The sequence below is a fragment of the Collinsella sp. CLA-ER-H7 genome, from assembly GCF_040092345.1.
In the GTDB taxonomy this organism is placed as follows: domain Bacteria; phylum Actinomycetota; class Coriobacteriia; order Coriobacteriales; family Coriobacteriaceae; genus Collinsella.
The window spans coordinates 136,052-158,042 of the sequence record NZ_JBBNLT010000004.1 but is presented as its reverse complement, the minus strand read 5'-3'; the positions used below and the strand labels follow the sequence as shown (position 1 = coordinate 158,042).

The window sequence follows — 21,991 nt, the reverse complement described above, 5'->3', positions numbered from 1 at the left end:
ACGGCGTACATGGTATACCAAGGCACAGGCCGTTGGGACCCGATCGCCACAAAGGTGCCCGCCCCCCCTGTGGTGGCCGAACCCGAAGGGTGGCCTGGCCCGAGACGCAAAGCATCACAACATTCGATGTTTTTCGGCAAAATCGCGATTTTCATCGAATGTTGTGATGGTTTTTACTGCCTTGCGGCACGATCAAAATGTCGGCGTCCAAACAGCAGCAGCGCCGCGGGAACCGCCGTCACGACCATGCCCGCCCCGATGAGCGTCTGCTGTACGCCAAATGTCGCCGCCAGCCACGGGGCAATCGCCAGCGGCGCCACGCCGGCGAACATATTGCCAAAGCCCATGACCGAGTTCACACGGCCGAGTTGCTCGAGCGGCGCCGTCGTTTGAACGATGGTGTTGTGGAGCGGGTTGACGACACCCCAAGCTATGCCCAGGGCGACCTGGCCGACAAGGGCCACACCCACGTACGGCGTCCCCACATAGAGCAGGCTTCCCAGGCCCACGGTCATAAGTGCCACGAGCAGCGTTTTTAGGTTTACCAAGTGCGGCGGCAAGCGGAGCGCGAGCACGGCACCCAGCACCGCGCCCACGCCCGAGGCCGACGAGAGCCAGCCCATCCACTCAACGCCGACGCGTAGGACATCGCGATAGAAAAACGACTCGAGCGGATCGAAGGCCCCGTAGCCAAAGTTCGAAAGAAAAATGATGCAGAAAAGTAGCGCGAGGACGCTGTTGGTGAAGACTGTCTTGATGCTGGCTGCGAAGGTGGCGCGGGTGGATTTACTGAAGTCGGAGCTTTGACTGGCAGTACTTGCCGTTGTGCTGCTATCCGCGGGAGTACTTTCGCGCGTGGCGACGCGACCTGCTTGCGACCTAAAGCCCCAACCGGCGACGAGCGCCAGTACGGCAAAGATCATCATGAGCACGAACACCGCGCGCGACGACGCGGCCGCCGCGACAAAGCCGCCCAGCGTGGGGCCGACGATAATGCTCACGTTGGAGAACATGGTTATGGCGGAGTTGATGTCTTTGAGCTCGCCGGGGTCGTCGGTGAGATACGCCGGATAGGACGTGGCGATGGGCTGGGCGAATCCCATCACAAAGCCCAGGAGTACCGCGCCGGCAAGGACTGTTCCGGTCGCGCTGCCAAAGGCGAGGATTGCCGCGCCGGTTGCCAGCGTGCCCACGATGCTCAGCAAGAAATGCCGGCACGGACCCCAGACGTCGAGCGCCGCGCCACCCGCAAAGGATCCCAAGATCACGAATACGTTCATAAACAGAACGGCCAGCGATGTCGCCACGACCGAGGCATCGTCTGCATAGGTGAGCGTTCCGATGACGCCGATAAAGTAGCTGGTCTGAAAACCGGTGTAGATGAGAAAGCGCATCGCCACCAGGCGTTTAGCCTGCGCGGACAGCGAAGGTTGAGGTTTTGAGAGAAGAGATGCGAGCATGGGAACTCCTTGTTTCATACGAATGCGGACGGCGGGCATTCGCCACCGTCTGTCAAATCAATCTATCCGCATGAAACATTAAGGACGCATCAAGCCCCTTCTCTCCGTTTTTCGCCCGTCATGAACTACTTGGTAGATTGTAAGACATGTCCCACACATCTACTAAAGCAAAAACCACCACAAAGGTGCCTGGCCCCTTTGTGGTGGAAATGACGTTTGCCCAGATAAAACCTGCCAAAATAAACCTGTCCCTTTTTGGCAGGTTTTAGGCCAGATGATCTTGAATCAGGTCGCAGATGGCTCGGGCGTCGTTGATGTTGATGGCTCGGGTCGCAAAACCGGCGTCGAAGGCCTGACGCGCCAGGGCTTCGTTGCAGGCAAGGGCCAGCGTGTGACCGTCAACCAGGTCGAGCGAGCTCTTGCCGCGCAGACGGTCGACACCGGAGCGCGCGACCACGATATTGTCGAAGCCCTCGGTCTTGTAGCCCTCGATGATCACCACGTCGACATCGTTGTAGCGTGACAGCAACTCGCGCGCGGGCATCTCGTCCTCCTCGCGCGTGTCGGCGTACTCCGCCCAGCGCGTGGCGCAGATAAGGCCCACGTGCTTGGATCCAGCCTGGTGATGGCGCCAGGTGTCCTTAGCGGGCACGTCGATATCAAAGCCGTGGTGCCCGTGATGCTTGAGCGAACCCACGCGCAGGCCGCGGCGGGTGAGCTCGGCGATAACCTTCTCGACGAGCGTGGTCTTGCCCGAGTTCTGGTAGCCGATAAACGCGATCGCGGGGACGGCCGGAGTGGGAGCTGCGGGTGCGACGGCGACGGGTGCGCCCGCGGGCGCGGCACCGTCAGCGGCCACGGCCTCAACGGCAGCGGCCTGACGCTCCGCGCGATCCCACACGCCCGAGCGGCCGCCCTCCTTGTGCAGCAGGCGCACGTCGACGATCTCCATGCCGCGATCGACGGCCTTGCACATGTCATAGATCGTTAGGCATGCGGCACTCGCGCCGGTCAGGGCCTCCATCTCGATACCCGTCTTGCCCGTCACGCCGGCCGTAACCAGTACGTGAAAGCCGACCTGCCCGTCCGTGCGCGCCGGCGCCCAGCCCTCGGGCACGTCCTCGGCCGGCGTCCCCGCCGGAGCGATGGGCGCAATATCGCACTTGCTCTTGGTAATGAGCAACGGATGGCACATGGGAATGATGTCGCTCGTGCGCTTGACGGCCATGATGCCCGCCACGCGTGCGCAGGCAAGCACGTCGCCCTTTTTGGCGCGGTCCTGCAGCACCATGGTCTGCGTCTCGGGATGCATGAGGATGGTACCCTCGGCGATGGCAATGCGATGAGTCTCGGCCTTGTCGGACACGTCGACCATGCGCACCTCGCCCTTGGCGTCCACATGCGTCAGCTCGTCGCGACGGGCGTCGCGGGCGGGCTCGGTGGCAGTACTGGCAGACGGCTGCGCGGACGCGTCGGCGTTGCCAGCATTCGCCGCAGCCGTGGCTTTATGGGCAGACATCGCGGCCCTGCGAGCGGCCTTGGTGGCGTCGGCGTACCTGCTCTTGGCCATATGATCATCCTCCGATTTGGGACATAAATCGTTGCGTGCCCTCAATTATCGCGTGTTCCTGCGGTTTGTGGGCCACGGCATCGCGCCAAATCGAAAGTACCTGCATATCATCACCACGGCGCAGCGCCTCACGCACCGAATACTCGGCATCGCTAAACAGGCACGGACGCACGTTGCCATCGGCCGTCAGGCGCAGACGATTGCAATTCGCACAAAAATGGTTGGACATGGCGCTAATAAAGCCGACCGTTCCCGCCGCGCCCGGAAAGTGCCAATAGCGCGCAGGGCCCGCGCCGGCAGGAGCGTCGTTGATGTCGAGCGGCTCGAGCTCGCCCAGTCCCGCCGCGGCGGCCCCGGCATTGATGCGCGCCCGCAGCTCGTCGCTCGGCACGGTATCGCTCGCGTCCCACAGCTCGGGATTGAGCGCGGGCGCATGCGGGTCCACAGTGCAATGCGAGCTCGTGTGTTCGTCGCCGATGGGCATGTATTCGATAAAGCGCAGGTGGATGGGCCGGTCGAGCGTGAGCCGTGCGAGGGCCGCCACATCTTGGTTGAGCCGGCGCACCACAACGCAGTTGACCTTAACGGGCTCAAAGCCCCAAGCCAGCGCCGCGTCGATGCCTGCCATGGTCTGCTCGAGCCGGCCCAGGCGCGTGATCTTTCCAAACAGCTCGGGGTCGAGTGTGTCGAGCGAAATGTTGACGCGGTTAAGCCCGGCATCTTTAAGCTGCGGCGCCAGCTTGGGCAGCAGGGCGCCGTTGGTGGTAAGCGAGATGTCCTCGATCTGCGGAATCGCGCGGATGTCGCGAATGAGCGGGATGATACGGCGGCTGACCAGCGGCTCGCCGCCCGTCAGGCGTACGCGGCGAATGCCCTCCCCCGCCACCAGGCGCACAAAGCGGGCGATTTCCTCGGCACTGAGCAGCTCGTCGTGTGCACGGGGCGCCACGCCATCGGCCGGCATGCAGTAAATGCAGCGGAAATTGCACTTGTCGGTAACGGCAATGCGCAGGTAGTTGATATCGCGGCCAAAGCCGTCATGTTGCACGTGCCCGTCCACGCAGCCCTCCCCTCGCGCGGCGTTTTATTCTTCGGAAAACATAATACCCCACGAGAGAATCATGCCGACACCCGTACGACAGGACGGGTCACTTCGAGCAAAACGGACTTCCAAGCCCATCTTCAGCACAGACCATCACAACATTCGATGCTTTTCCCGTTTTTGGCAAAAAACGTCGAATGTTGTGATGGTTTGCCTGCCCACGGCACCCCGTAGAAGGGCCGGACGCCCCTAAAGACCGCCGTCCCAGTGTCGAATCACGAATTCTCGCAGGTCGTTCTGACGTTTCTGAAACACCTCGCTTCGGTCGCACTTGAGACCCATAGCGAGCGCGATGGCATTCATCGCCCGGTGCAATTGCAGCTGGTGGGCAAATTGAGTCCCGGTGAGGACAATCATCCTAAAGCCCAGCGCGCTCAGCACGGTCATACGCTCCGCATCCGACGCACTGCGCTGTTTATCAAGATGGTCCGAGCCGTTGTATTCAATCCCCGTACCGCTCGCAGGCGCATATACGTCGATCTCGAAATACCCGGCCTTTGCGAGATACTTGAACTCGCTGGGAACATCGACCCGATGGTTGAGCTCGATCTTGGCGTATCCCAGCCCTCCCTGGGAACGTTTTGCTACGACCATGATTGCGGTGGCCGTCTCCATGGGCGACCGCGCGCCATCGTGCATGCGCTTGAGCATGGCGGCCGCGCGTATAGCCCCCTGACGAGATCGGTTCTCATTGCAATAGGCGATCAAGTCGGCAACGGTATACCTCTGCCCCATCTCGATATAATCGCCTGTCGACAGATGATTCAAATGGTATCGGGCGCAGATTTCGTAGCCATATTCCAGCTGCTCGGGCTCGCTCATCCACGAACCCGCCTGGACAAAGCACATGGCCTCATCAACCACCAGAAGGCCCTCCGCCACCTCGATAAGATGGCCTGGAGGTACCGGCGCTCCAAACACGTGGCACCTAAATCCAGCCGGCGTCGAGCGCTCAAAATCAAAGTTGACGAGCGTATCGATATGATCGAGCTCTTCTCGTGGAATACCAAGCGAAACCAGATAGTCGGTAACGATCTCAACTGCCGTTGAAGCCCTCAGTCCCTTGGCATCGAGCCCCAATTTGGGCAGGCTCGCGGTCGGCTCCGCCTCGTTAGCAGGCGAGTCCTCATCGTATAGGCTGCTTGCTCGCGAGAGCGGCTCGGACGGGCGCGCCACGTTGTGGTACAGCCAGGCAGTCTTATGGGACAGGACGATCGGCAGGTCCATGAGCCCTCCAATGGAGTCGGATAACCAACCTTATTCCCCTGCCCACGGGTCCGCACACCTTCGTGCGCAAGAAAGCGATTCCACCCGGTCGAGCGGCAGAAAAACCATCACAACATTCGATGCTTTTCCCGATTTTGGCAAAAAACGTCGAATGTTGTGATGGTTTGAGTCGAGGCGAGGGGCACGGAGGGATCAAGCATCGTGCTCGAACGGGTTAATCCAGCTCTTTTAAGCCATGCGCCAGCTGCCAGTACTCGCCGTGCTGGGCGAGCAGCTCTTCGTGCGTGCCGCGCTCGATGATGCGGCCGTGTTCGAGGACCATGATGGCGTCGGCGTCGCGGACAGTGGACAGGCGATGCGCGATCATAAACGTGGTGCGACCGCGCATGATGCGGTCCATACCGCGCTCGATGAGCTTTTCGGTACGCGTGTCAATGGAGCTCGTGGCCTCGTCCAGGATGAGCACCGGCGGATCGGCGACGGCCACGCGCGCGATGGCGAGCAGCTGACGCTGACCCTGCGACAGGTTGGCGCCGTCGGCCGTGACCGGTGTGTCGTAGCCCCGCGGCAGACGGCGGATAAACGAGTCGGCGCAGGCGGCCTCGGCAGCGGCGCGTACCTCCTCGTCGGTCGCGTCGAGCTTGCCAAAGCGGATGTTCTGCGCAATGGTGCCGCTAAACAGGTGCGTGTCCTGCAGCACAATGCCGAGCGACCCGCGCAGGCTGGCCTTGGCAATGTGCTTGACGTCGATGCCGTCGTACGTGATCTCGCCGTCATCGACCTCGTAGAAGCGGTTGATGAGGTTGGTGATGGTCGTCTTGCCGGCACCCGTGGAGCCCACAAACGCAATCTTTTGCCCCGGCTTGGCAAACAGGTTGAGGTCCGTGAGCACGCGGGTGCCCGGCACGTAGGAAAAATCCACGGCATGGAAGCGCACGTCGCCGGCAAGCGGGACCAAGCCGCACGTGAGCTCGGTACCGTCGGCGGCCACCGCGCGGCCCGACTCATCAACGGCTGCCACGTCATGCAGGTGCCCATACGCGCCCACGCCCTGGCCCTCGGGAATTTTCCACGCCCACGCGGCGTCGCCCGTCTGCACCAGCTCCACGCAGCCCTCGTCCACCTCGGGCTCAAGGTCCATGGCGGCAAACAGGCGCTCGGCACCGGCCAACGCGTTGAGCAAGAAGTTGCCGAGCTGCGTAAACTGGTTGATGGGCATGGCGGCCTGGCGCACAAAGACCAGGTAGCTTGCAAGTGCGCCCACATCGGCGAGCCCCTTGATGCAGAGCATGCCGCCCGCCACGGCGACGATGGCATAGTTGACGTAGCCAATCACGACGGTCATGGGCACCATGGAGTTGGCATAGCTCACGGCGGCGGTGCCGGTGCGGCGAAGCTCGTCGTTGCGGCAGGTGAAGCCGGCAACATTCGCCGCCTCGCGGTTAAAGACCTTGATGACCTTTTGACCCGAGACCATCTCTTCGATATATCCGTCCAGGTCGCCAAGCGATGCCTGCTGGGCGGCAAAGAAACGCTTAGAGCGCGCGCCCGAGTAGCGCGCATACAGCACAATGGCCGCATCGCACACGAGTGTGATAATCGTGAGCTGCCAGTTAAGGATGATGAGCATGGCCGTGGTGCCCACAACCTGAATGGCGGCCTGAATCACGTTGGCAAAGCTGTTGTTAAGCGCCTCGGAGACGGTGTCGACGTCATTGGTGAAAAAGCTCATGATGTCGCCCGAGCGCGTGCTGTCAAAATAACTGAGCGGCAGCGTCTGGATGTGCGCGAACAGGTCGCGGCGAATATCGGACACCACGCGTTGGGCCGCGCGCACCATGATCTGCGAGTAGCCCAGGGCCGAAAGCACGCCCGCGGCGTAGATGATCGCCGTCAGGATGACCTGCTTGGCGAGCAGTTCCTCCCCGCCCGTAGCCAAACCGTTAACGATGGGGCGCACCATGTAGGTGCCGGCGAGGCTCGCGATGGCGGCGACGGAGGCGAGCACGCCCACCGCGAGCAACGAGAACTTGGCATGCCCCATGTAGGAGAGCAGGCGGCGCACAGTGCGTTTGAGGTCGGCCGGGCGTGCTTGGGCTGCGGTCTTAGGCATGGCGCTCACCCCCTTCCAAGGGTGATCCGCATGCGACGGAGGAAAACGGATCATTCGCGCAGCCACCGTCGTTGCCATCGCCGGCGTCCGCGTTCCCCGCAAACTCCATCTGCGAGGCGTAAATCTCCTGGTATATGTTGTCGCCCGCCAGCAGTTCCTCGTGCGTGCCCACGCCGTGGACACGACCGTCGTCCAGCACCACAATGCGATCGGCATCCATGACACTCGCGATGCGCTGGGCGATGATGAGCACGGTCGCATCGGGAATCCGAGCGATGTGCTCGCGAATCTTTGCGTCGGTCGCCATATCGACCGCGCTGGTGGAGTCATCAAAAATGAGCACGCGCGGATGCTTGAGCAGCGTGCGCGCGATGCACAGACGTTGCTTCTGGCCACCCGAGACACCGGCGCCGCCTTGGCCCAACTCGCCGTCCAGCCCGCCGATGCGATCAAGGAACTCGTCCACGCACGCCGCGCGGCAAGCCGCGAGGAGCTCATCGTCCGACGCCTGCGGATTGCCCCACTGCAGGTTCTCGCGCACGGTGCCCGTGAACAGCACATTCTTTTGCAGCACAATGCCCACAGCGTCGCGCAAGGCGGCGAGGTCGTAGTCGCGCACGTCGCGTCCGCCCACAAGCACGGCGCCTTCGGTGGCGTCGTACAGGCGCGCAATCAGCTGCACAAGTGAGCTCTTGCCCGAGCCCGTGCCGCCGAGGATGCCCACCGTCGAGCCGCTCTCGATGCGAAGGTCGATATGCTCGAGCACATCCTCGGCTGCATCCGCGCGGTATTTAAAGGAAACATCGCGAAACTCGATACTGCCGTCCGCTGGCGCCGCAATCGCGAGGTCTCCCGCGGGGTTGGCGATAAAGGGCTCCTCATCGAGCACCTCGGCGATACGGCCCACACTCGTAAGAGCGCGCGTGAGCAGCAAAAACACGTTGGAAATCATCATGAGCGAATTCATGATCAGCAGCACGTAGCTCATAAAGCCCGTGAGCGAGCCCACGCCCAGCTTGCCGGCGAGAATCATGCGGCCGCCAATCCACAGGATAGAGAGCGCAGCCACGTACATCGACAGCTGAAACACCGGCAGGTTGAGCACCGCGCTGCCAAAGGTCTTTGTCGCAGTGCGCGCGAGCTCGGTATTGACGGTGTCGAACTTGGCCTCCTCGTGCTCGGTACGAACGTAGGCCTTGACGGCACGCACGGCGGTGAGGTCTTCCTGTACCACGCCGTTGAGGTGGTCCATCGAGGTCTGGAGTTGGCGGTAGAGCGGGCTCACGCGATAGGTGATGACGCCCAGCACGATTGCCAGCACGGGCAAGATGATCGCAAAGACGGTGGCGAGCGGGCGCGACAGCATCAGCGCGTAGATAAGGCCGACGATAAGCGTCACCGGGCCGCGCACCATAGGGCGAAAGCCGTTGCCCACAGCATTTTGGATAACGGTGATGTCCGTGGTCATGCGGGTGACAAGTGAGCTGGCGTCGTAGTTGTCCAGGTTACCAAAAGCGAGCGTCTGAATCTTTTTGTACTCAGCCTCGCGCAGGTTAGCGCCTAGGCCCGAGGCAACGCGGGCGGACGTGTGTGCATAACCCAAGCCCAGTACCAGCGAAAGCGCAGCGCACACCAACATGTACGACCCCTGCAGCAGCATGTAGTTGATATCACCCGCAGGCACGCCCACATCGATGATGTTGGCCATGATGACCGGGATAAACAGCTCGAGCACCGTCTCGACCGACACAAAGAACACGCCGAGGATGGCATCGCGACGGTATGCCCCTAGATAGGAAAACAGTATTTTGAGATTGCGCACGCAGGTTCAACCCCCATCAAACGTTGTTCGCAAACGCACGTATTATTGCGCGCCGAATAATGGTGTCAAGTATTCCGAAATCGTTTTCTGCAAGGTTAGCGCCGGCGGCGAGTTCTCGTGATGTGTGTCCATATTCACTCGGAATAATGGTGCGCGAGACTTTTTCGCTCCGGCGTCATCACAAACCTTGACTCTACAATCGTTATAGGGTTTTCACTACACTGGTACGTAAAGAAACCCAGCCAGAAAGCCCCGCCCATGGAACACGACCTCACACGCGGCAATGTCCTTAAGACCAGCGCGGTCTTTGCCCTGCCCTATATGCTCTCGTACTTTTTGCAGATGCTCTACGGCATGGCCGACCTGTACATGATGGGGCAGTTCAGCGGTGCCGCCGGCATCACCGCCGTGGGCAATGGCGCGCAGACGCTCTATATCATCACTGTGACGCTCGTGGGCCTGGCCATGGGAACGACGGTTATCGTCGGCCACGCTGTGGGCTCGCGTCGGTTTGACCGCGCCGAGGCAGCCATCGGCAACACCATCACGCTGTTTATGGGCGTCTCGGTGGTACTGGCCGCCGTCCTGCTTGCGCTGTGCCCGCAGATCGTGGCGCTCATTGGCACGCCGGCCGAGGCAGTCGAAGGCACTGCCGCCTACCTGCGCATTTGCTTTATCGGCATTCCGTTTATCGCCGCGTACAATATTCTTTCGGCCATCTTTCGCGGGCTGGGCGATTCGCGCTCGCCTATGTACGTGATTGGCGTGGCATGCATCATCAACATCGCGCTCGATTTTTAGTTTATCGGCCATATGGGGCTCGGCCCCGTGGGCGCGGCGCTCGGCACGGTGACCGCCCAGACGGCCAGCGTTGCCCTCGCGCTTGTGTGGCTCAAGAGCCGCCGCACGAACATCCACGTTAAGCGTAGCGACCTGCGCCCCCAGCCCGAGGTGCTCGGCAGCATTCTTAAGATCGGCGTGCCCGTGGCCGTGCAGGACGGCTGCATCCAGGTGGCGTTTATGTTCATCACCGTCATTGCCAACCACCGAGGGCTCGTCGACGCTGCCGCCGTGGGCCTGGTCGAAAAGATGATCAGCTTTTTGTTCATTGTGCCGAGTTCCATGGGCGCCACCGTCAGCGCACTCACGGCGCAAAATGCCGGCGCGGGCAAGGGCGACCGCGCGCGTCAGGTGCTCAAGGACGCCATGACCATCTCGGTGGTGTACGGCTGCCTGATCACGGTGCTGATGTGGCTGGTGGCGCCGGCGTTTATTGGCTTTTTTGCCAAGGACGCTGCAGTAGTCGCGGCCGGTACCGGCTATATGCACAGTTATATTTTCGATGCAATCTTTGCCGGCATCCACATTTGCTTTAGCGGCTTTTTCGCTGCATACGGCAAGAGCTACATCGGCTTTGCGCACAACGTGCTGGCCGTGGCGCTCATTCGCGTGCCGGGCGCGTGGCTGCTGTCGAACGCCTATTCCGACACGCTGTTTCCCATGGGTATCGCTTCGCCGTGCGGATCGATTTTGTCGGCCGTCATCTGTGTTGTCGCGTTTACCGTGCTCAACCGGCGCGGAGCTTTTGACAAGTTGGCAGCGTAGCGGGGCGACGCGAAATCGCCCTCATCGACGATATCATCAGCGACGACCCCACAACCTACGTGACGCAGATCACGGTGCCGGTCTCTCTAGGCTAGACCGAGCCTCGCCTCTAGCTCGGCCAACGCCTCAAAGGCATCGCGAGATGCACCCGCCGCGCGCTCACGCTCGGCAATGCAAATTCGCATCATTAAGCGCTCTTTTGCCTGCCCTTGGGCGTGCCTCGTGCGCCCTTCCGCCTGCGAGCAATTGCGATTCTCTATATCCATTACGCCACCGGCACCTCGCCGGTAGCCAGAATCTGCTCGAGTGCATCCTCGTCCAGCACGGGTACGCCCAGCTGTTCGGCCTTGGTGAGTTTGGAGCCCGCCTTGGGGCCGGCGACCAGATAGCTCGTCTTCTTCGACACGCTGCCCGAAACCTTGGCGCCGAGCACCTTGAGCGCCGCGCCTGCCTCGTCGCGCGTGCGGTTGACGAGCGTGCCGGTGAGCACGAAGGTCAGACCCGCGAGCGGCTGTGCGTCGGCGAGCTCGCCTGCCACGCCAGCGTCGGCTGCGGCTTGCGCATGAGCGGCGCCCAAGTCGACCTCGAGAGACAGGCCCGCTTGGCGCAGACGCTCCAGCACGGCAAGATTTTCGGGCACGGCCAGGAACTGCTTGACGCTCGCCGCAATCTTGGGACCGATGCCCTCGCACTCGGCGATGTCCTCTTCGCTCGCCAAGATGAGCTTGTCAATCGACAGGAATCGCTCGGCGATGACCTCGCCCACGCTCTTGCCCACGTGGCGGATGCCCAGGGCAAACAGCACGCGACCGAGCGGCTGGCTCTTGGACTTGTTGAGCTCGGCGATGATTTTCTCGGCCGTCTTGAGGCCTACCGGAATGGGGTCGCCCTTCTTGACGCCCTTTTTGCTGTTGGAGCTGGCATAGGTGCGCCCCGTGTCCAGGCCGGCGATATCGTCGACCGTGAGCTGGTAGAAGTCCGCGACGTCGTGGATCAGCCCGGCGGCGATCATCTTATCGACGATCTCGTCTCCCAGGCCGTCGACGTCCATGCAGCCGCGGCTCACCCAGTGGAGCAGGCGCTCCTTGAGCTGCGCGGGGCAGTCGATGGAGACGCAGCGGTAGGCAACCTCGCCGTCCTCGTGGACCACGGGGCTGCCGCACACGGGGCAGAACTCGGGCATGTGCCAGTCGACCGAATCGGCCGGGCGCTTGTCGAGCACCGGGCCCACGACCTCGGGGATTACGTCGCCCGCCTTGTGCACGATGATGGTGTCGCCCTCGCGCACGTTTTTGCGGCGGATCTCGTCGATGTTGTGCAGCGTGGCGCGCGCGATGGTGGAGCCGGCAACCGTCACCGGATCGAACTCGGCGACCGGCGTGAGCACACCGGTGCGGCCCACCTGGATGCGAATTTCGCGTAAGACGGTCTGCTTTTCCTCGGGCGGGAACTTAAAGGCAATGGCCCAGCGCGGCGCGCGGGCGGTAAAGCCCAGGTCAAGCTGCTGCTGGAAGCTGTCGACCTTTACAACCACGCCGTCGATGTCGTAATCCAGGTCGCCGCGATGCTCGAGGGCCTGGGCGCAGAACTCGTGGACCTCGGCCGGCGTGGCGCAGCGTGCCACGTTGGGGTTGACGCTAAAGCCAGCGCTGCGCAGCCAGTCCAGAAACTCGCGCTGGCTGTGGACGTGCAGCGGGTCGGTATCGGCGATGGCATAGATAAAGGTGGCCAGGTCGCGGCGTGCCGTGATCTTGGGGTCCTTTTGGCGCAGGCTGCCGGCGGCGGCGTTGCGCGGGTTGGCAAAGGGGTCGCGCCCCTCGGCATCGGCCTCGTCGTTCAGGCGCACAAAGCTGCCCTTAGGCATGTAGACCTCGCCGCGCACCTCGATGGTACGCTCGCGGTCGGCGCCCATGTGGGCGAGCGCCGGCTCGGACAGGTGCATGGGCACATCCTTGATGGTGCGCACGTTGAGCGACACGTCCTCGCCTGTGGTGCCATCGCCACGTGTGGCGGCGCGCACAAAGGTGCCGTTTTGATAGGTAAGCGCCACGCCCAGACCGTCGATCTTAAGCTCGCAGGTATAGGTGACGCTGCCGGCACCGAGCGCATCCTCGGTGCGTTGGAGCCACGCGTCGAGCTCGTCCAGGTCCATGGCATCGTCCATGGAATACATGCGTGCCATATGCGTGACCGGCGTAAACTGCTCGCTCACGTAGCCGCCCACGCGCTGAGTATAGCTGTCAGGCGTCACCAGGTCGGGGTAGGTCGCCTCGATTTCCTGCAGCTCAACGAGCATTTTGTCAAAGGCAGCGTCCGTGATCTCGGGCGCATCGAGCATGTAGTAGCGATAGGCGTGGTAATCGAGCTCGTGGCGCAGCTCGGCCGCACGTGCTGCCGCCTGGGCACGGGCATCGGTCGGTGCGGTGGCTTCCGCGGTCGTGGACGTTTCGGTATCGATGTCCACGCCGTCACCAAACAGGCTCGATTGCTCCATAGCGGCACTCCTTCGCTCGATTTCAAACGGATACTAGAGTACCACCGGTCGCAATGAGGCCGAATAGCGGTCTCAAACCGCACCGAATCGGCAGCCGCCAGACTGGGGTGGACAGTTAGTTCAGATACGTATAAATCCTAGAGCTAAATCAGGCACGAACACCCCTGTTTCGACGAATTCGGGCTCCTCGAGACCATGTAAACGTCCCACTCTCCCTTCCAAACACCCATTCGAGCCCCATCCCAATCAAAAATTGCTCAAAACGCATTCCAAGCTGTCCCAGATTTATACGTATCTGAACTAACTGTCCAGACCATTACGAACCAGGCCTCTTGTCAGCCCCAAGTGATCCGTTTTCCTCCGTCCCCAACGGATCAATAAGAAAAGAGGGGCTGTCCCGCGTTGATGGGACAGCCCCTCTGGCATCGGTATGTGCGATACAGCTCGTTAGAAACCCTGGCCGTAGCCCTGGCCCTGGCCCTGCTGGCCTAGCAGCTCCTCCAGGTACTGGCGCAGCTGCTCGTCGGTAATACCGCCGTTGCCGGTGTCGGTCGAACTGTCGTCCTGCTGCTGGTTCTGCAGCTCCTCATCGGAGCCCAGCTCAACCGTGACCTTCTTCTCTTCCTTGCCGCGCATAAGCGTGATCTCGACTTTCTCGCCCACCTCGTGGCTGCGCAGCGCAATGATCAGGCCATCGGCGCTCGTAATCTCATCGTCGCCCAGCTTGGTAATGACATCGCCCTCTTGGATGCCAGCCTTGGCGGCAGGACCATCCTCAACGACGCTCGCCACATACGCGCCGCTATCGGTGCTCAGCTTGTTGGTGCGGGCGTTGAGCGCGTTGACGCTCGAAAGCGTGGCGCCCATGTACGGATGCACCGGCGTCTTGCCGTCGATAATCTGGTCGGCAATGTTCTTGGCGTAGTTAACGGGAATAGCGAAGCCCACGCCCGAGCTGGAGCCCGAGTAGCTCTCGATAAGCGAGTTGATGCCCACGAGCTCGCCGTTGTCATTGACGAGCGCGCCACCGGAGTTGCCCGGGTTGATGGCGGCATCGGTCTGAATCATGTTGGCATAGATGGTGTTACCGCTGGTAGAGCTCATAGCCGTGGAGCGGTAGAGCGCCGAGACGATACCGGTGGAGACAGACTGCTCGTTGCCGAACGGCGAGCCGATCGCCATGACCCACTCGCCCACGTTGAGCTTGGAGGAATCACCAATCTCGATCGGCGTGAGCTTGGAGGCGTCGGCGTCCTTGAGCTTGATGACGGCCAGGTCGCTCGAAGCATCGTTGCCCACGAACTCGGCCTCATAGGTGGTGCCGTCGTCCATGGTCACCACGTACTGGTCATAGCCATCGACCACGTGGTTGTTGGTGAGGATGTGGCCCTCGGTATCGAGTACTACGCCCGAGCCGACGCTGCCCGAACTATCCGACTCGTCGGCAGACTGCGAAAGCGAGCCATTCTGGCCGCCGCTCGAAGTGGCGGTGATGGAAACCACGGAGGGCAATGCCTTGGCAGAAACGGCCTCGGCCAGCGTGGTGTCCTCGGAATCAATCGTAATCTTTTGCGTCGACGAACCCGAAGCACCCGCCGTCACGGCGTTCCTGCCGCCGCCGATATCGAGCGTGCCGCTCATAATGAGCGCAATGACCAGCAGGGCTCCGCAGGCACAGCCGGCGAGTGCCGTAATAAAGATCGGCAGTTTTTTGGTCTTAGTCTTGACCACCGTGTGCTTGTTCACGACCTGTTGGCCGCCCAGCGGCTTGCCGGTCTGCGTGTCGTAAGCCTGCACGTAGGGAATGTTGCTACCGGCAGGCGTCGACTCCACCTGCACACGCGGCTGCTGCTGGGTCTCGCCGGCGTTGCCCGCATCCTGGGGACGCTGGGAATCGTTCTCGCTCATGGCTGCGATCCTTTCGTCTAATAACCAAAGGCCCGCCAAACATGTGGCGGGCCATCATTGTTCACGTTGAGTTGTACCCCAATATGCGGGCGAACGTGTATGAGAACGCAATCTTTTAGGAAGGCTTAAGTTCTGCTGCAAACTCGAAAGGGATCCACGCATGCGTCAAAACCACCACGAAGGTGCCTGTCCCCTTTGTGGTGAAAAGCTAGTCCTTAAACAGATAGCCCACGCCGCGGACGGTGGTGATGTGTGCCGCAATCTGCGGGCCCACCTTGGAACGGATGCGTCGAATGTGCACGTCCACGGTGCGCGTGCCGCCGCAGTACTCAAAGCCCCACACGCGGTGCAGCAGCACCTCGCGGCTGTAGGCGCGGTTGGGGTGCGTCGCCAAAAAGCTCAGCAGCGAGTACTCCATCAGCGTCAGGTCGATGGGCTCGCCATCGAGCGTCACCTGGTAGGTGGCCAGGTTAATCGCGAGGTTATCGATGTTGAGTACATCGTCGGCGGTGACGGTCTCCTCCTCGCCCATCAGGCGCTGCGCACGAGCCTTGAGCTCGTTGGGCGTCGCCGTGGGGCACACAAAGTCGGCATGCGCGTGATTCGGCAGGCGCAGGGTGCCAAGGGCCTCATCGTCGACGATCACCAGCATGGGGACGCCGCCACGATCGTCAAGCCACTTGGCAATCTGATCGATGCGGTCGCTGCGAATGCCGTCGGAATCGAGGATCAGCAGGTCAAAGTCGTGCGCCGCAGTCGGCGAATCGGGGGTTGCCAGGCTCACCTCGACACCCAGGGTGGTCGTCAAGCTGCGGGCAAACTCGTGGAAGCGCGTCGTGCGCGCCATGAACAGGGCACTCTTTTCGGACATATCGGCCTCCAAAGAAATGAGCTCAATCGTACTGGAACAAGCCAGCGCGATTAGGAGTTCGCCAGGTAGTGCTTGATCTCCCACTCGGTGATCGTAGACTCAAACTTATGCCACTCGTCGCGCTTCTTTTTGAGGAAGAAGCTGTGGATATGCTCGCCGAGGGCATCCTTCATAAACTGCGAGTCCTCAAACACGTCGAGCGCCTCTTTGAGCGAACGCGGCAGCGGCGTGTAGCCGGCCTCGACCATCTGGCGGTCGGTGAGCTTGAGCGTCTCGGCCGTTGCCTCGGGCGGGAGCTCCAGCTTGCGCTCGATGCCGTCCAGACCAGCCGCCAGCGTGACGGCGTTGACCAGGTACGGGTTGGCCATGGGGTCGGGGCTACGAAGCTCGATGCGCGTGGACAGCTGCTTGCCGGGCTTGTAGACCGGAATACGGACCATGCTCGCGCGGTTGCGCAGACCCCACGTGGCGTACTGCGGCACGGAGTCGCCGCCCGTGGTGATGCGCTTGTACGAGTTGACCGTGGGGTTGGTGATGGCGCTGATCTCGCGGGCATGCGCCAAAATGCCGGCCATATAGTGCTTGGCGACGTCGGAGAGGTGGTACTTCTCGTCGTCCTCGCCCCAAAAGACGTTGTTGCCGTCGTGGTCGAATAGCGACTGGCACAGGAACATAGCACTGCCGTCCTCGCCTGCCAACGGCTTGGGCATAAAGGATGCGTGGCAGCCGCTCTCGTAAGCCTGCTGCTTAATGATGAGTTTGGCCGTGGTGATGGCGTCGGACATGCTCAGGGCCTCGGCGTGGCGCAGGCTCATGCCGTGCTGCGAGCGGCCGGCGGCGTGGAAGGTGTACTCCACGGGCACGGACATCTTCTCGAGCGTGAGGACCGTGTTGCGACGCAGGTCGCGAGCGGCATCGCTCACCGAAAGATCGAAGTAGCCCACGTTGTCGAGCGGCTCGGGGGTGTGCTCGTCGGGGAAGTAGTAATACTCCAGCTCGGCGCCCACGTTGAGCAGGTAGCCAGCCTTCTCGGCCTTATAGAACATGCGGCGCAACGCATCGCGCGGATCGCCGGCGAAGGGCTTGCGGTCGGGGGTGCACACATCGCAGAACACGCGGGCGACGCCGTTGTGGCTCGGGCGCCACGGCAAAATCTGGAAGGTCGAAGCATCGGGAAACGCCAGCATGTCGGCTTCCTCGGGCGTGGCAAAGCCCTCGATGGCGGAGCCGTCAAAGCCAATACCCTCCTCAAAAGCGACCTCGAGGTCCTCGGGGCTAATGGCAAAGTTCTTGAGGCGGCCGAGAATGTCGACAAACCACAGACGCACAAAGCGGATGTCACGCTGCTCTACGGAGCGGAGTACGTAATCGATGTTCTGCTGGTTCATGTCGCTCCCCTTTCTTTCGGGCGGGTTTCGACTGGTCTATATCGCAGATACTATCGCAGAAAAATGTTTCCGCAGGGTTAAAGCGTATCAAGCGCTCAAAAAACGTGTGCGAACAGGCAGTTGCGAACGAGCGGCTAGCGAGAGGTCGATGCGCGGTGTTCGATGTGACCGGGGATCTCGATGCGTTTAGGCGCCAGCTTCGCGGCCTCGCCCACGGTGGTGGTAACAACGTCGATACGCTCGGAGAGACGCTCGACCACGCGCTCGGCAATGGCGAGGGTGTCTTGCGCGGCCGTGGTGACGCCGCCAAAGAGCACGTGGTTCCAGGGGTAGTCGTCAAACGTCGCGATCTTGAGGCCAGCCGGCAATGAGGGTCCCAGCTGTGCTAGCGCCTCGGTCAGACGCAGGAAGACCAAGCCGTTGACAGCAATGAGGCCGAGCTTTTTGCCTGCATAGCCGCGGATGGTCTCGTCCAAGCGACCGACACCCGTGGCGCCACCGTCGGCCAAGGTGACGACCTCGCCCGCAAGGCCGCGTCGCGAAAGCTCGTCGGCAAAGGCCTCGGCGCGCTCGCGACGGACGGGGCTGTCGTCGCTTGCCTCGGTGAGCAGGCACAGACGCTCGCTGCCCGCAGCGGCGAGCTCGTCTACCAAGCCGGCGACCAGCTCACGGTTGTTAGATGTCACCAGATCGACACCGCCGTCGGCAACGTCACGGTCGAGCAGCACAACGGGCAGGCGTCCCGCGGCCGCGGCGATCGCCTTGTCGTTGCCTCCGCAGGTGTTGACGACCAGGCCGTCCACGCCGGCATCGATAAGTCTGGTGAGCGACTCGGCCTCCTTGGCGGGATCGTTGCCGCTAATGGCCGTCATGAGCGAGCAGCCGCGCGCGGCGGCACTGGCGGAAAGGCCCTCGAGCATAGCGCTGGAGAACGGGTTGGCGATGTCGGCCAGGATCACGCCGATGAGGTTGGTGCGCGAGCTGCGCAGATTGCGCGCGGCAGCACGTGGGCGATAGCCGGTGCGCTCGATAACCGCCGCGATGCGAGCGCGGGTTTCCTCGGTCATCTGCCCGGGGCGGTTGTTGAGATAGCGCGAGACCGTGGCCGGGCTCACGCCCGCCTCGGCGGCAATGTCCTTGATTCTCATCTGCGCCATGGCGCACCCCGTTTCCCAATTGTCAGCAGTCTGAGCCATTTTAGGCATTTTTTTAAAAATCTCGCTTGCAAAACGCTGTAGGTGAGTATACTACAACTCGAAACGAAACCGATTTCGTAAACCGATTTCGGCAAGCGTTGGCACGGAGGTGCAAAGATGTACCCTACCGTCTTGGCACCTCCGCGCCAACGCCATATCAAAGGTGTACGCACGAGCAAGAAGGAGCTGCGCGACCATGGGTAAAACGGTTCTTACCTTCGGCGAGATCATGATGAGGCTCTCGCCCAAAGACCATCTGCGCATTGAGCAGGCGACCGAGTTTGATGTCCGCTACGGCGGCGCCGAGGCAAACACCGCGCTTTCCCTGGCCTACCAGGGCGACAAGGCCGCTTACGTCTCCGTTGTCCCGGCCAACCGTCTGGGCGAGTGCGCTCTGCGTTCGTTGAAGGTCTACGACGTCGACACCACGCGCGTCGTGCGTCAGGGCGATCGTCTGGGCTCCTATGTCTTTGAGGTCGGTGCCTCGCAGCGCGGCAACGGCTGCGTCTACGACCGCAAGTACTCCGCTATCAACATGGCCAAGCGCGACGTCTTTGACTGGAACGAGATCCTCAAGGGCATCGATGTCTTCTATTTCTCCGGCGTGACGCCCGCTGTCTCCGACGAGATGGCCGCTGCATGCAAGGACGCCCTCACCGCTTGCCGCGCCAAGGGCATCACCACCGTGTGCGACGTCAACTATCGCGGCAAGATGTGGTCGCCCGAAAAGTCGCAGGCCACCATGAAGGAGCTCCTGCCGCTCGTCGACATCTGCATCGCCAACGACGAGGACGCACCCGCCGGCCTCGGCATGACCTGCGTCTCCGGCTCCCTTGCCCACGGCATCGAGGAGCGCGACACCTACGTCGAGATGGCCCGTCAGATTTGCGCCGAGTACGGCTGCAAAAAGGTCGCTTCGGTCGTCCGCAACATCTCCTGCGTCGAGCGCTCCATCTGGATGGGCATGCTCTATGACGCCGAGAGCGGCGAGCACTGGTTCTCCCCTGCTCATGACGTTCACGTGCTCGAGGGCGTTGCCGCCGGCGACGCTTTCAACGCCGGTTTGGTCCATGCCCTCATCAACGACTTTGACCCGCAGGACGCCGTCAACTACGCGATTGCGGCCTCGATCCTCAAACTCACCATCAAGGGCGATTCCAACTTGGTGACCGCCGACGAGATCGCCGCTGTGGCATCAGCCGCCGACGGTGGCACCCGAGTCGCGCGCTAAGCCGTCCCCATTCCGCGGGCTGCAGTTTCCCATACCCATACCCATACCCCTGCGGCCCGCTCCCCGATTCCTCCGGCCGGGCAAAACCACCAGTCCCATTCCGGTTTTGCCTGGCATTCCCTACATGACTGGTCGAGCAGCCGGTTTTGGAATTGCTTGTGACCCCAAGCAGTGCCTCCGATAACCAATCCAAAATCGGCTCCTGACCAGCACATTTGGCAATCACGCGCCCATGCGCGCCATACATCGAAAGGAACATTATGTTCGATCAGTTCTACACCACGCTTGAGTCCCTGGGTATCGTGCCGGTCGTCGTGCTCGACAAGGTCGAGGACGCTGCTCCGCTCGCCCACGCCCTTATGGCAGCTGGCATGAAGTCCGCCGAGGTCACCTTCCGCACCGCCTGCGCCGCCGAGTGCATCGCCGCTATGGCCGAGGCCGAGCCCGAGATGTGCGTTGGCGCCGGCACTGTCCTGACCGTCGAGCAGGTTGAGCAGGCCCGCGCAGCCGGTGCCAAGTTCATCGTCTCCCCGGGTTACAACGAGGACGTCGTGAAGCACTGCATCGACATCGACCTGCCCGTCCTTCCCGGCACCGTGACCCCCTCCGAGGTCACCGCAGCCGAGAACCTGGGCCTCAAGGTCACCAAGTTCTTCCCCGCGTCCCAGTATGGCGGCCTGAACACCATCAAGGCCCTCGCCGCTCCGTTTGTCGGTCACCGCTTTATGCCTACCGGCGGCGTGAGCACCGCCAACGTCGAGGAGTACCTGAGCTCCTCCGCCATCATCGCCTGCGGTGGCACCTGGATGGTCAAGCCGGCCCTGTTTGCCGACGGCGACTTCTCCAAGGTCGAGCAGATCGCCCACGAGGCCATGGACGTCGTCAAGAAGGTCCGCGGCTAGGTTTAGCTCTCTATCGTGAAAGGGGGCGTGCCCTAAACCTCGCCCCCTTTCTTTTAAAGCGGCTCGGAAGCGCGCCGTTTCCGTCACGAACAAGAACCAAAACTGTCTTGTATGCTGATAGAACGTGACGGAAGCGACACGCCCCCGAGCCGCTTTGCCTACTCGGCTGGCAGTCGCGCTCAACTAAGACACTTCGACAAAAGCCGAACCATCAAAACAGCTGCGGCGCCGTCTGGAGGAATGGACCCTTGCTTCCGGTCTTTTCCTCCAAGCGGCGCCGCAGCGTTTTCGTGCCCCGATGTGCCCCGGCACTTGCGGTGGAATACGGACTGCCTACACCATCAGAGCCGCAAAACAATTCCTATTTCACTGCAACTAATGAGGGGGGGCGAGTTAGATGGCCGTATCTTTGGACAGCTCAAAGTAGTCGGGATGCAAGGCGATAACCGGACCCTGCTCCTCGGGCATCAGATGCAAGTGCGTCTCTGCCAGATAGCTCGCCGTATCGGTGTCGCCTTCCTTAATGGCCTCCAAAATCCGACGGTGCTGACGACGAATCGGCTCCCAATCAAGGTCCTGAGATACCGCGCGCAGCCAGTTATACCGCTCAAAATGCGTATTGACGCTCTTCATCCAATCCCACAACATATGACGGCCGGCAATCTCAAAACACGTCTCATGGAACAGGTTATCCAGATCAAAGAAACGACGCGTCTCGCTATGGTCGAGCGACTCGGACTCGGTAAGAATCTGCTCGAGCCGATGCTTTTGCTCGGGCGTGGCGGCCGAACAGCATTTAATAAGCACGCTTCTCTCGAGTTTCTCGCGCAAGAAACAGGCGTTCTCGGCACGCTCCATGCTGATTTTTGAGACATAGGTGCCGCTTTTGGGACGCGTTTCCACCAGCTCCTGCTCACGCAGGCGCACAAAGGATTCGCGAATGGGCGTGCGCCCGATTCCCGTCTCCTTTTCCAGACCAATCGCCGAAAGGCGCGTGCCGGGCTTGAACTCGGCATAGATGATCTTAGAGCGCAATGCGTTGTATGCCTGGTCTTGCAGGCTCTGATAATGCTGGTGTTGTTCCATAAAGCCCTCGGATGAA

16 protein-coding genes are annotated in these 21,991 nt (G+C 61.6%); 4 read left to right on the top strand and 12 right to left on the bottom strand.

Annotated elements, in window-relative coordinates:
• Positions 1-173: 173 nt before the first annotated feature.
• From AAAX75_RS03940 to AAAX75_RS03915, 6 genes are all read right to left on the bottom strand, one after another.
• A complete protein-coding gene (locus tag AAAX75_RS03940; RefSeq protein ID WP_349091176.1) occupies positions 174-1,460 on the bottom strand; it encodes an MFS transporter in 1,287 nt (428 codons plus the stop codon).
• 265 nt (positions 1,461-1,725) lie between these two features.
• Positions 1,726-3,030: a molybdopterin-guanine dinucleotide biosynthesis protein B gene (mobB, locus tag AAAX75_RS03935; RefSeq protein ID WP_349091175.1), complete on the bottom strand. Its 1,305-nt coding sequence runs from the start codon at positions 3,028-3,030 to the stop codon at positions 1,726-1,728.
• A 4-nt stretch (positions 3,031-3,034) separates the two neighbouring features.
• Positions 3,035-4,090 carry a GTP 3',8-cyclase MoaA gene (moaA, locus tag AAAX75_RS03930; protein ID WP_349091173.1) on the bottom strand — a complete coding sequence of 352 codons (1,056 nt, stop codon included), beginning with the start codon at positions 4,088-4,090 and terminating at the stop codon, positions 3,035-3,037.
• A 231-nt stretch (positions 4,091-4,321) separates the two neighbouring features.
• Entirely contained in the window at positions 4,322-5,359 is a 1,038-nt protein-coding gene (locus tag AAAX75_RS03925) for a hypothetical protein (RefSeq protein ID WP_349091172.1), read from the bottom strand.
• Positions 5,360-5,573: 214 nt separating this feature from the next.
• A complete protein-coding gene (locus AAAX75_RS03920; protein WP_349091170.1) occupies positions 5,574-7,472 on the bottom strand; it encodes an ABC transporter ATP-binding protein in 1,899 nt (632 codons plus the stop codon).
• Positions 7,465-9,294, bottom strand: a complete 1,830-nt coding sequence (locus AAAX75_RS03915) for an ABC transporter ATP-binding protein (protein WP_349091169.1) — start codon at positions 9,292-9,294, stop codon at positions 7,465-7,467. Before AAAX75_RS03915 ends, AAAX75_RS03920 begins: the two co-directional genes overlap by 8 nt.
• A gap of 258 nt (positions 9,295-9,552) precedes the next feature.
• Here AAAX75_RS03915 and AAAX75_RS03910 point away from each other — a divergent pair, with 258 nt between their 5' ends.
• A complete protein-coding gene (locus tag AAAX75_RS03910; protein WP_349091168.1) occupies positions 9,553-10,095 on the top strand; it encodes an MATE family efflux transporter in 543 nt (180 codons plus the stop codon).
• 27 nt (positions 10,096-10,122) lie between these two features.
• Positions 10,123-10,899: an MATE family efflux transporter gene (locus tag AAAX75_RS03905; protein WP_349091167.1), complete on the top strand. Its 777-nt coding sequence runs from the start codon at positions 10,123-10,125 to the stop codon at positions 10,897-10,899.
• Positions 10,900-11,164: 265 nt separating this feature from the next.
• Here the strand turns inward: AAAX75_RS03905 and ligA are convergent, their stop codons facing one another.
• From ligA to AAAX75_RS03880, 5 genes are all read right to left on the bottom strand, one after another.
• Positions 11,165-13,393 carry an NAD-dependent DNA ligase LigA gene (gene ligA, locus AAAX75_RS03900; protein WP_349091166.1) on the bottom strand — a complete coding sequence of 743 codons (2,229 nt, stop codon included), beginning with the start codon at positions 13,391-13,393 and terminating at the stop codon, positions 11,165-11,167.
• Positions 13,394-13,840: 447 nt separating this feature from the next.
• On the bottom strand, positions 13,841-15,301 hold the full coding sequence (locus tag AAAX75_RS03895) for a trypsin-like peptidase domain-containing protein (RefSeq protein WP_349091165.1): 1,461 nt from the start codon (positions 15,299-15,301) through the stop codon (positions 13,841-13,843).
• A 208-nt stretch (positions 15,302-15,509) separates the two neighbouring features.
• Positions 15,510-16,172, bottom strand: a complete 663-nt coding sequence (locus AAAX75_RS03890) for a response regulator transcription factor (protein ID WP_349091164.1) — start codon at positions 16,170-16,172, stop codon at positions 15,510-15,512.
• A 50-nt stretch (positions 16,173-16,222) separates the two neighbouring features.
• A complete protein-coding gene (locus AAAX75_RS03885) occupies positions 16,223-17,560 on the bottom strand; it encodes a glutamine synthetase family protein (protein ID WP_271738484.1) in 1,338 nt (445 codons plus the stop codon).
• A 134-nt stretch (positions 17,561-17,694) separates the two neighbouring features.
• A complete protein-coding gene (locus AAAX75_RS03880; RefSeq protein WP_349091163.1) occupies positions 17,695-18,717 on the bottom strand; it encodes a LacI family DNA-binding transcriptional regulator in 1,023 nt (340 codons plus the stop codon).
• Between the two features lie 235 nt (positions 18,718-18,952).
• On the opposite strand from AAAX75_RS03880, the gene AAAX75_RS03875 reads away from it, so the two are divergent.
• Both AAAX75_RS03875 and eda read left to right on the top strand, forming a co-directional pair.
• The gene (locus AAAX75_RS03875) at positions 18,953-19,987 is read left to right on the top strand and encodes a sugar kinase (protein ID WP_349091162.1); all 1,035 of its coding nucleotides are present in this window, start codon (positions 18,953-18,955) and stop codon (positions 19,985-19,987) included.
• A gap of 260 nt (positions 19,988-20,247) precedes the next feature.
• Positions 20,248-20,889, top strand: a complete 642-nt coding sequence (gene eda / locus AAAX75_RS03870; RefSeq protein ID WP_035136869.1) for a bifunctional 4-hydroxy-2-oxoglutarate aldolase/2-dehydro-3-deoxy-phosphogluconate aldolase — start codon at positions 20,248-20,250, stop codon at positions 20,887-20,889.
• A gap of 393 nt (positions 20,890-21,282) precedes the next feature.
• Here the strand turns inward: eda and AAAX75_RS03865 are convergent, their stop codons facing one another.
• Complete coding sequence (locus tag AAAX75_RS03865; RefSeq protein ID WP_349091161.1) at positions 21,283-21,975, bottom strand: GntR family transcriptional regulator; 693 nt, start codon at positions 21,973-21,975, stop codon at positions 21,283-21,285.
• Positions 21,976-21,991: the final 16 nt, after the last annotated feature.

Coding starts and splice junctions, on each gene's coding strand:
- AAAX75_RS03940 (WP_349091176.1), bottom strand. CDS start 1,460: ATGCTCGCATCTCTTCTCTCAAAACCTCAACCTTCGCTGTCCGCGCAG.
- mobB (WP_349091175.1), bottom strand. CDS start 3,030: ATGGCCAAGAGCAGGTACGCCGACGCCACCAAGGCCGCTCGCAGGGCC.
- AAAX75_RS03925 (WP_349091172.1), bottom strand. CDS start 5,359: ATGGACCTGCCGATCGTCCTGTCCCATAAGACTGCCTGGCTGTACCAC.
- AAAX75_RS03920 (WP_349091170.1), bottom strand. CDS start 7,472: ATGCCTAAGACCGCAGCCCAAGCACGCCCGGCCGACCTCAAACGCACT.
- AAAX75_RS03910 (WP_349091168.1), top strand. CDS start 9,553: ATGGAACACGACCTCACACGCGGCAATGTCCTTAAGACCAGCGCGGTC.
- ligA (WP_349091166.1), bottom strand. CDS start 13,393: ATGGAGCAATCGAGCCTGTTTGGTGACGGCGTGGACATCGATACCGAA.
- AAAX75_RS03895 (WP_349091165.1), bottom strand. CDS start 15,301: ATGAGCGAGAACGATTCCCAGCGTCCCCAGGATGCGGGCAACGCCGGC.
- AAAX75_RS03890 (WP_349091164.1), bottom strand. CDS start 16,172: ATGTCCGAAAAGAGTGCCCTGTTCATGGCGCGCACGACGCGCTTCCAC.
- AAAX75_RS03885 (WP_271738484.1), bottom strand. CDS start 17,560: ATGAACCAGCAGAACATCGATTACGTACTCCGCTCCGTAGAGCAGCGT.
- AAAX75_RS03880 (WP_349091163.1), bottom strand. CDS start 18,717: ATGGCGCAGATGAGAATCAAGGACATTGCCGCCGAGGCGGGCGTGAGC.
- AAAX75_RS03875 (WP_349091162.1), top strand. CDS start 18,953: ATGGGTAAAACGGTTCTTACCTTCGGCGAGATCATGATGAGGCTCTCG.
- eda (WP_035136869.1), top strand. CDS start 20,248: ATGTTCGATCAGTTCTACACCACGCTTGAGTCCCTGGGTATCGTGCCG.
- AAAX75_RS03865 (WP_349091161.1), bottom strand. CDS start 21,975: ATGGAACAACACCAGCATTATCAGAGCCTGCAAGACCAGGCATACAAC.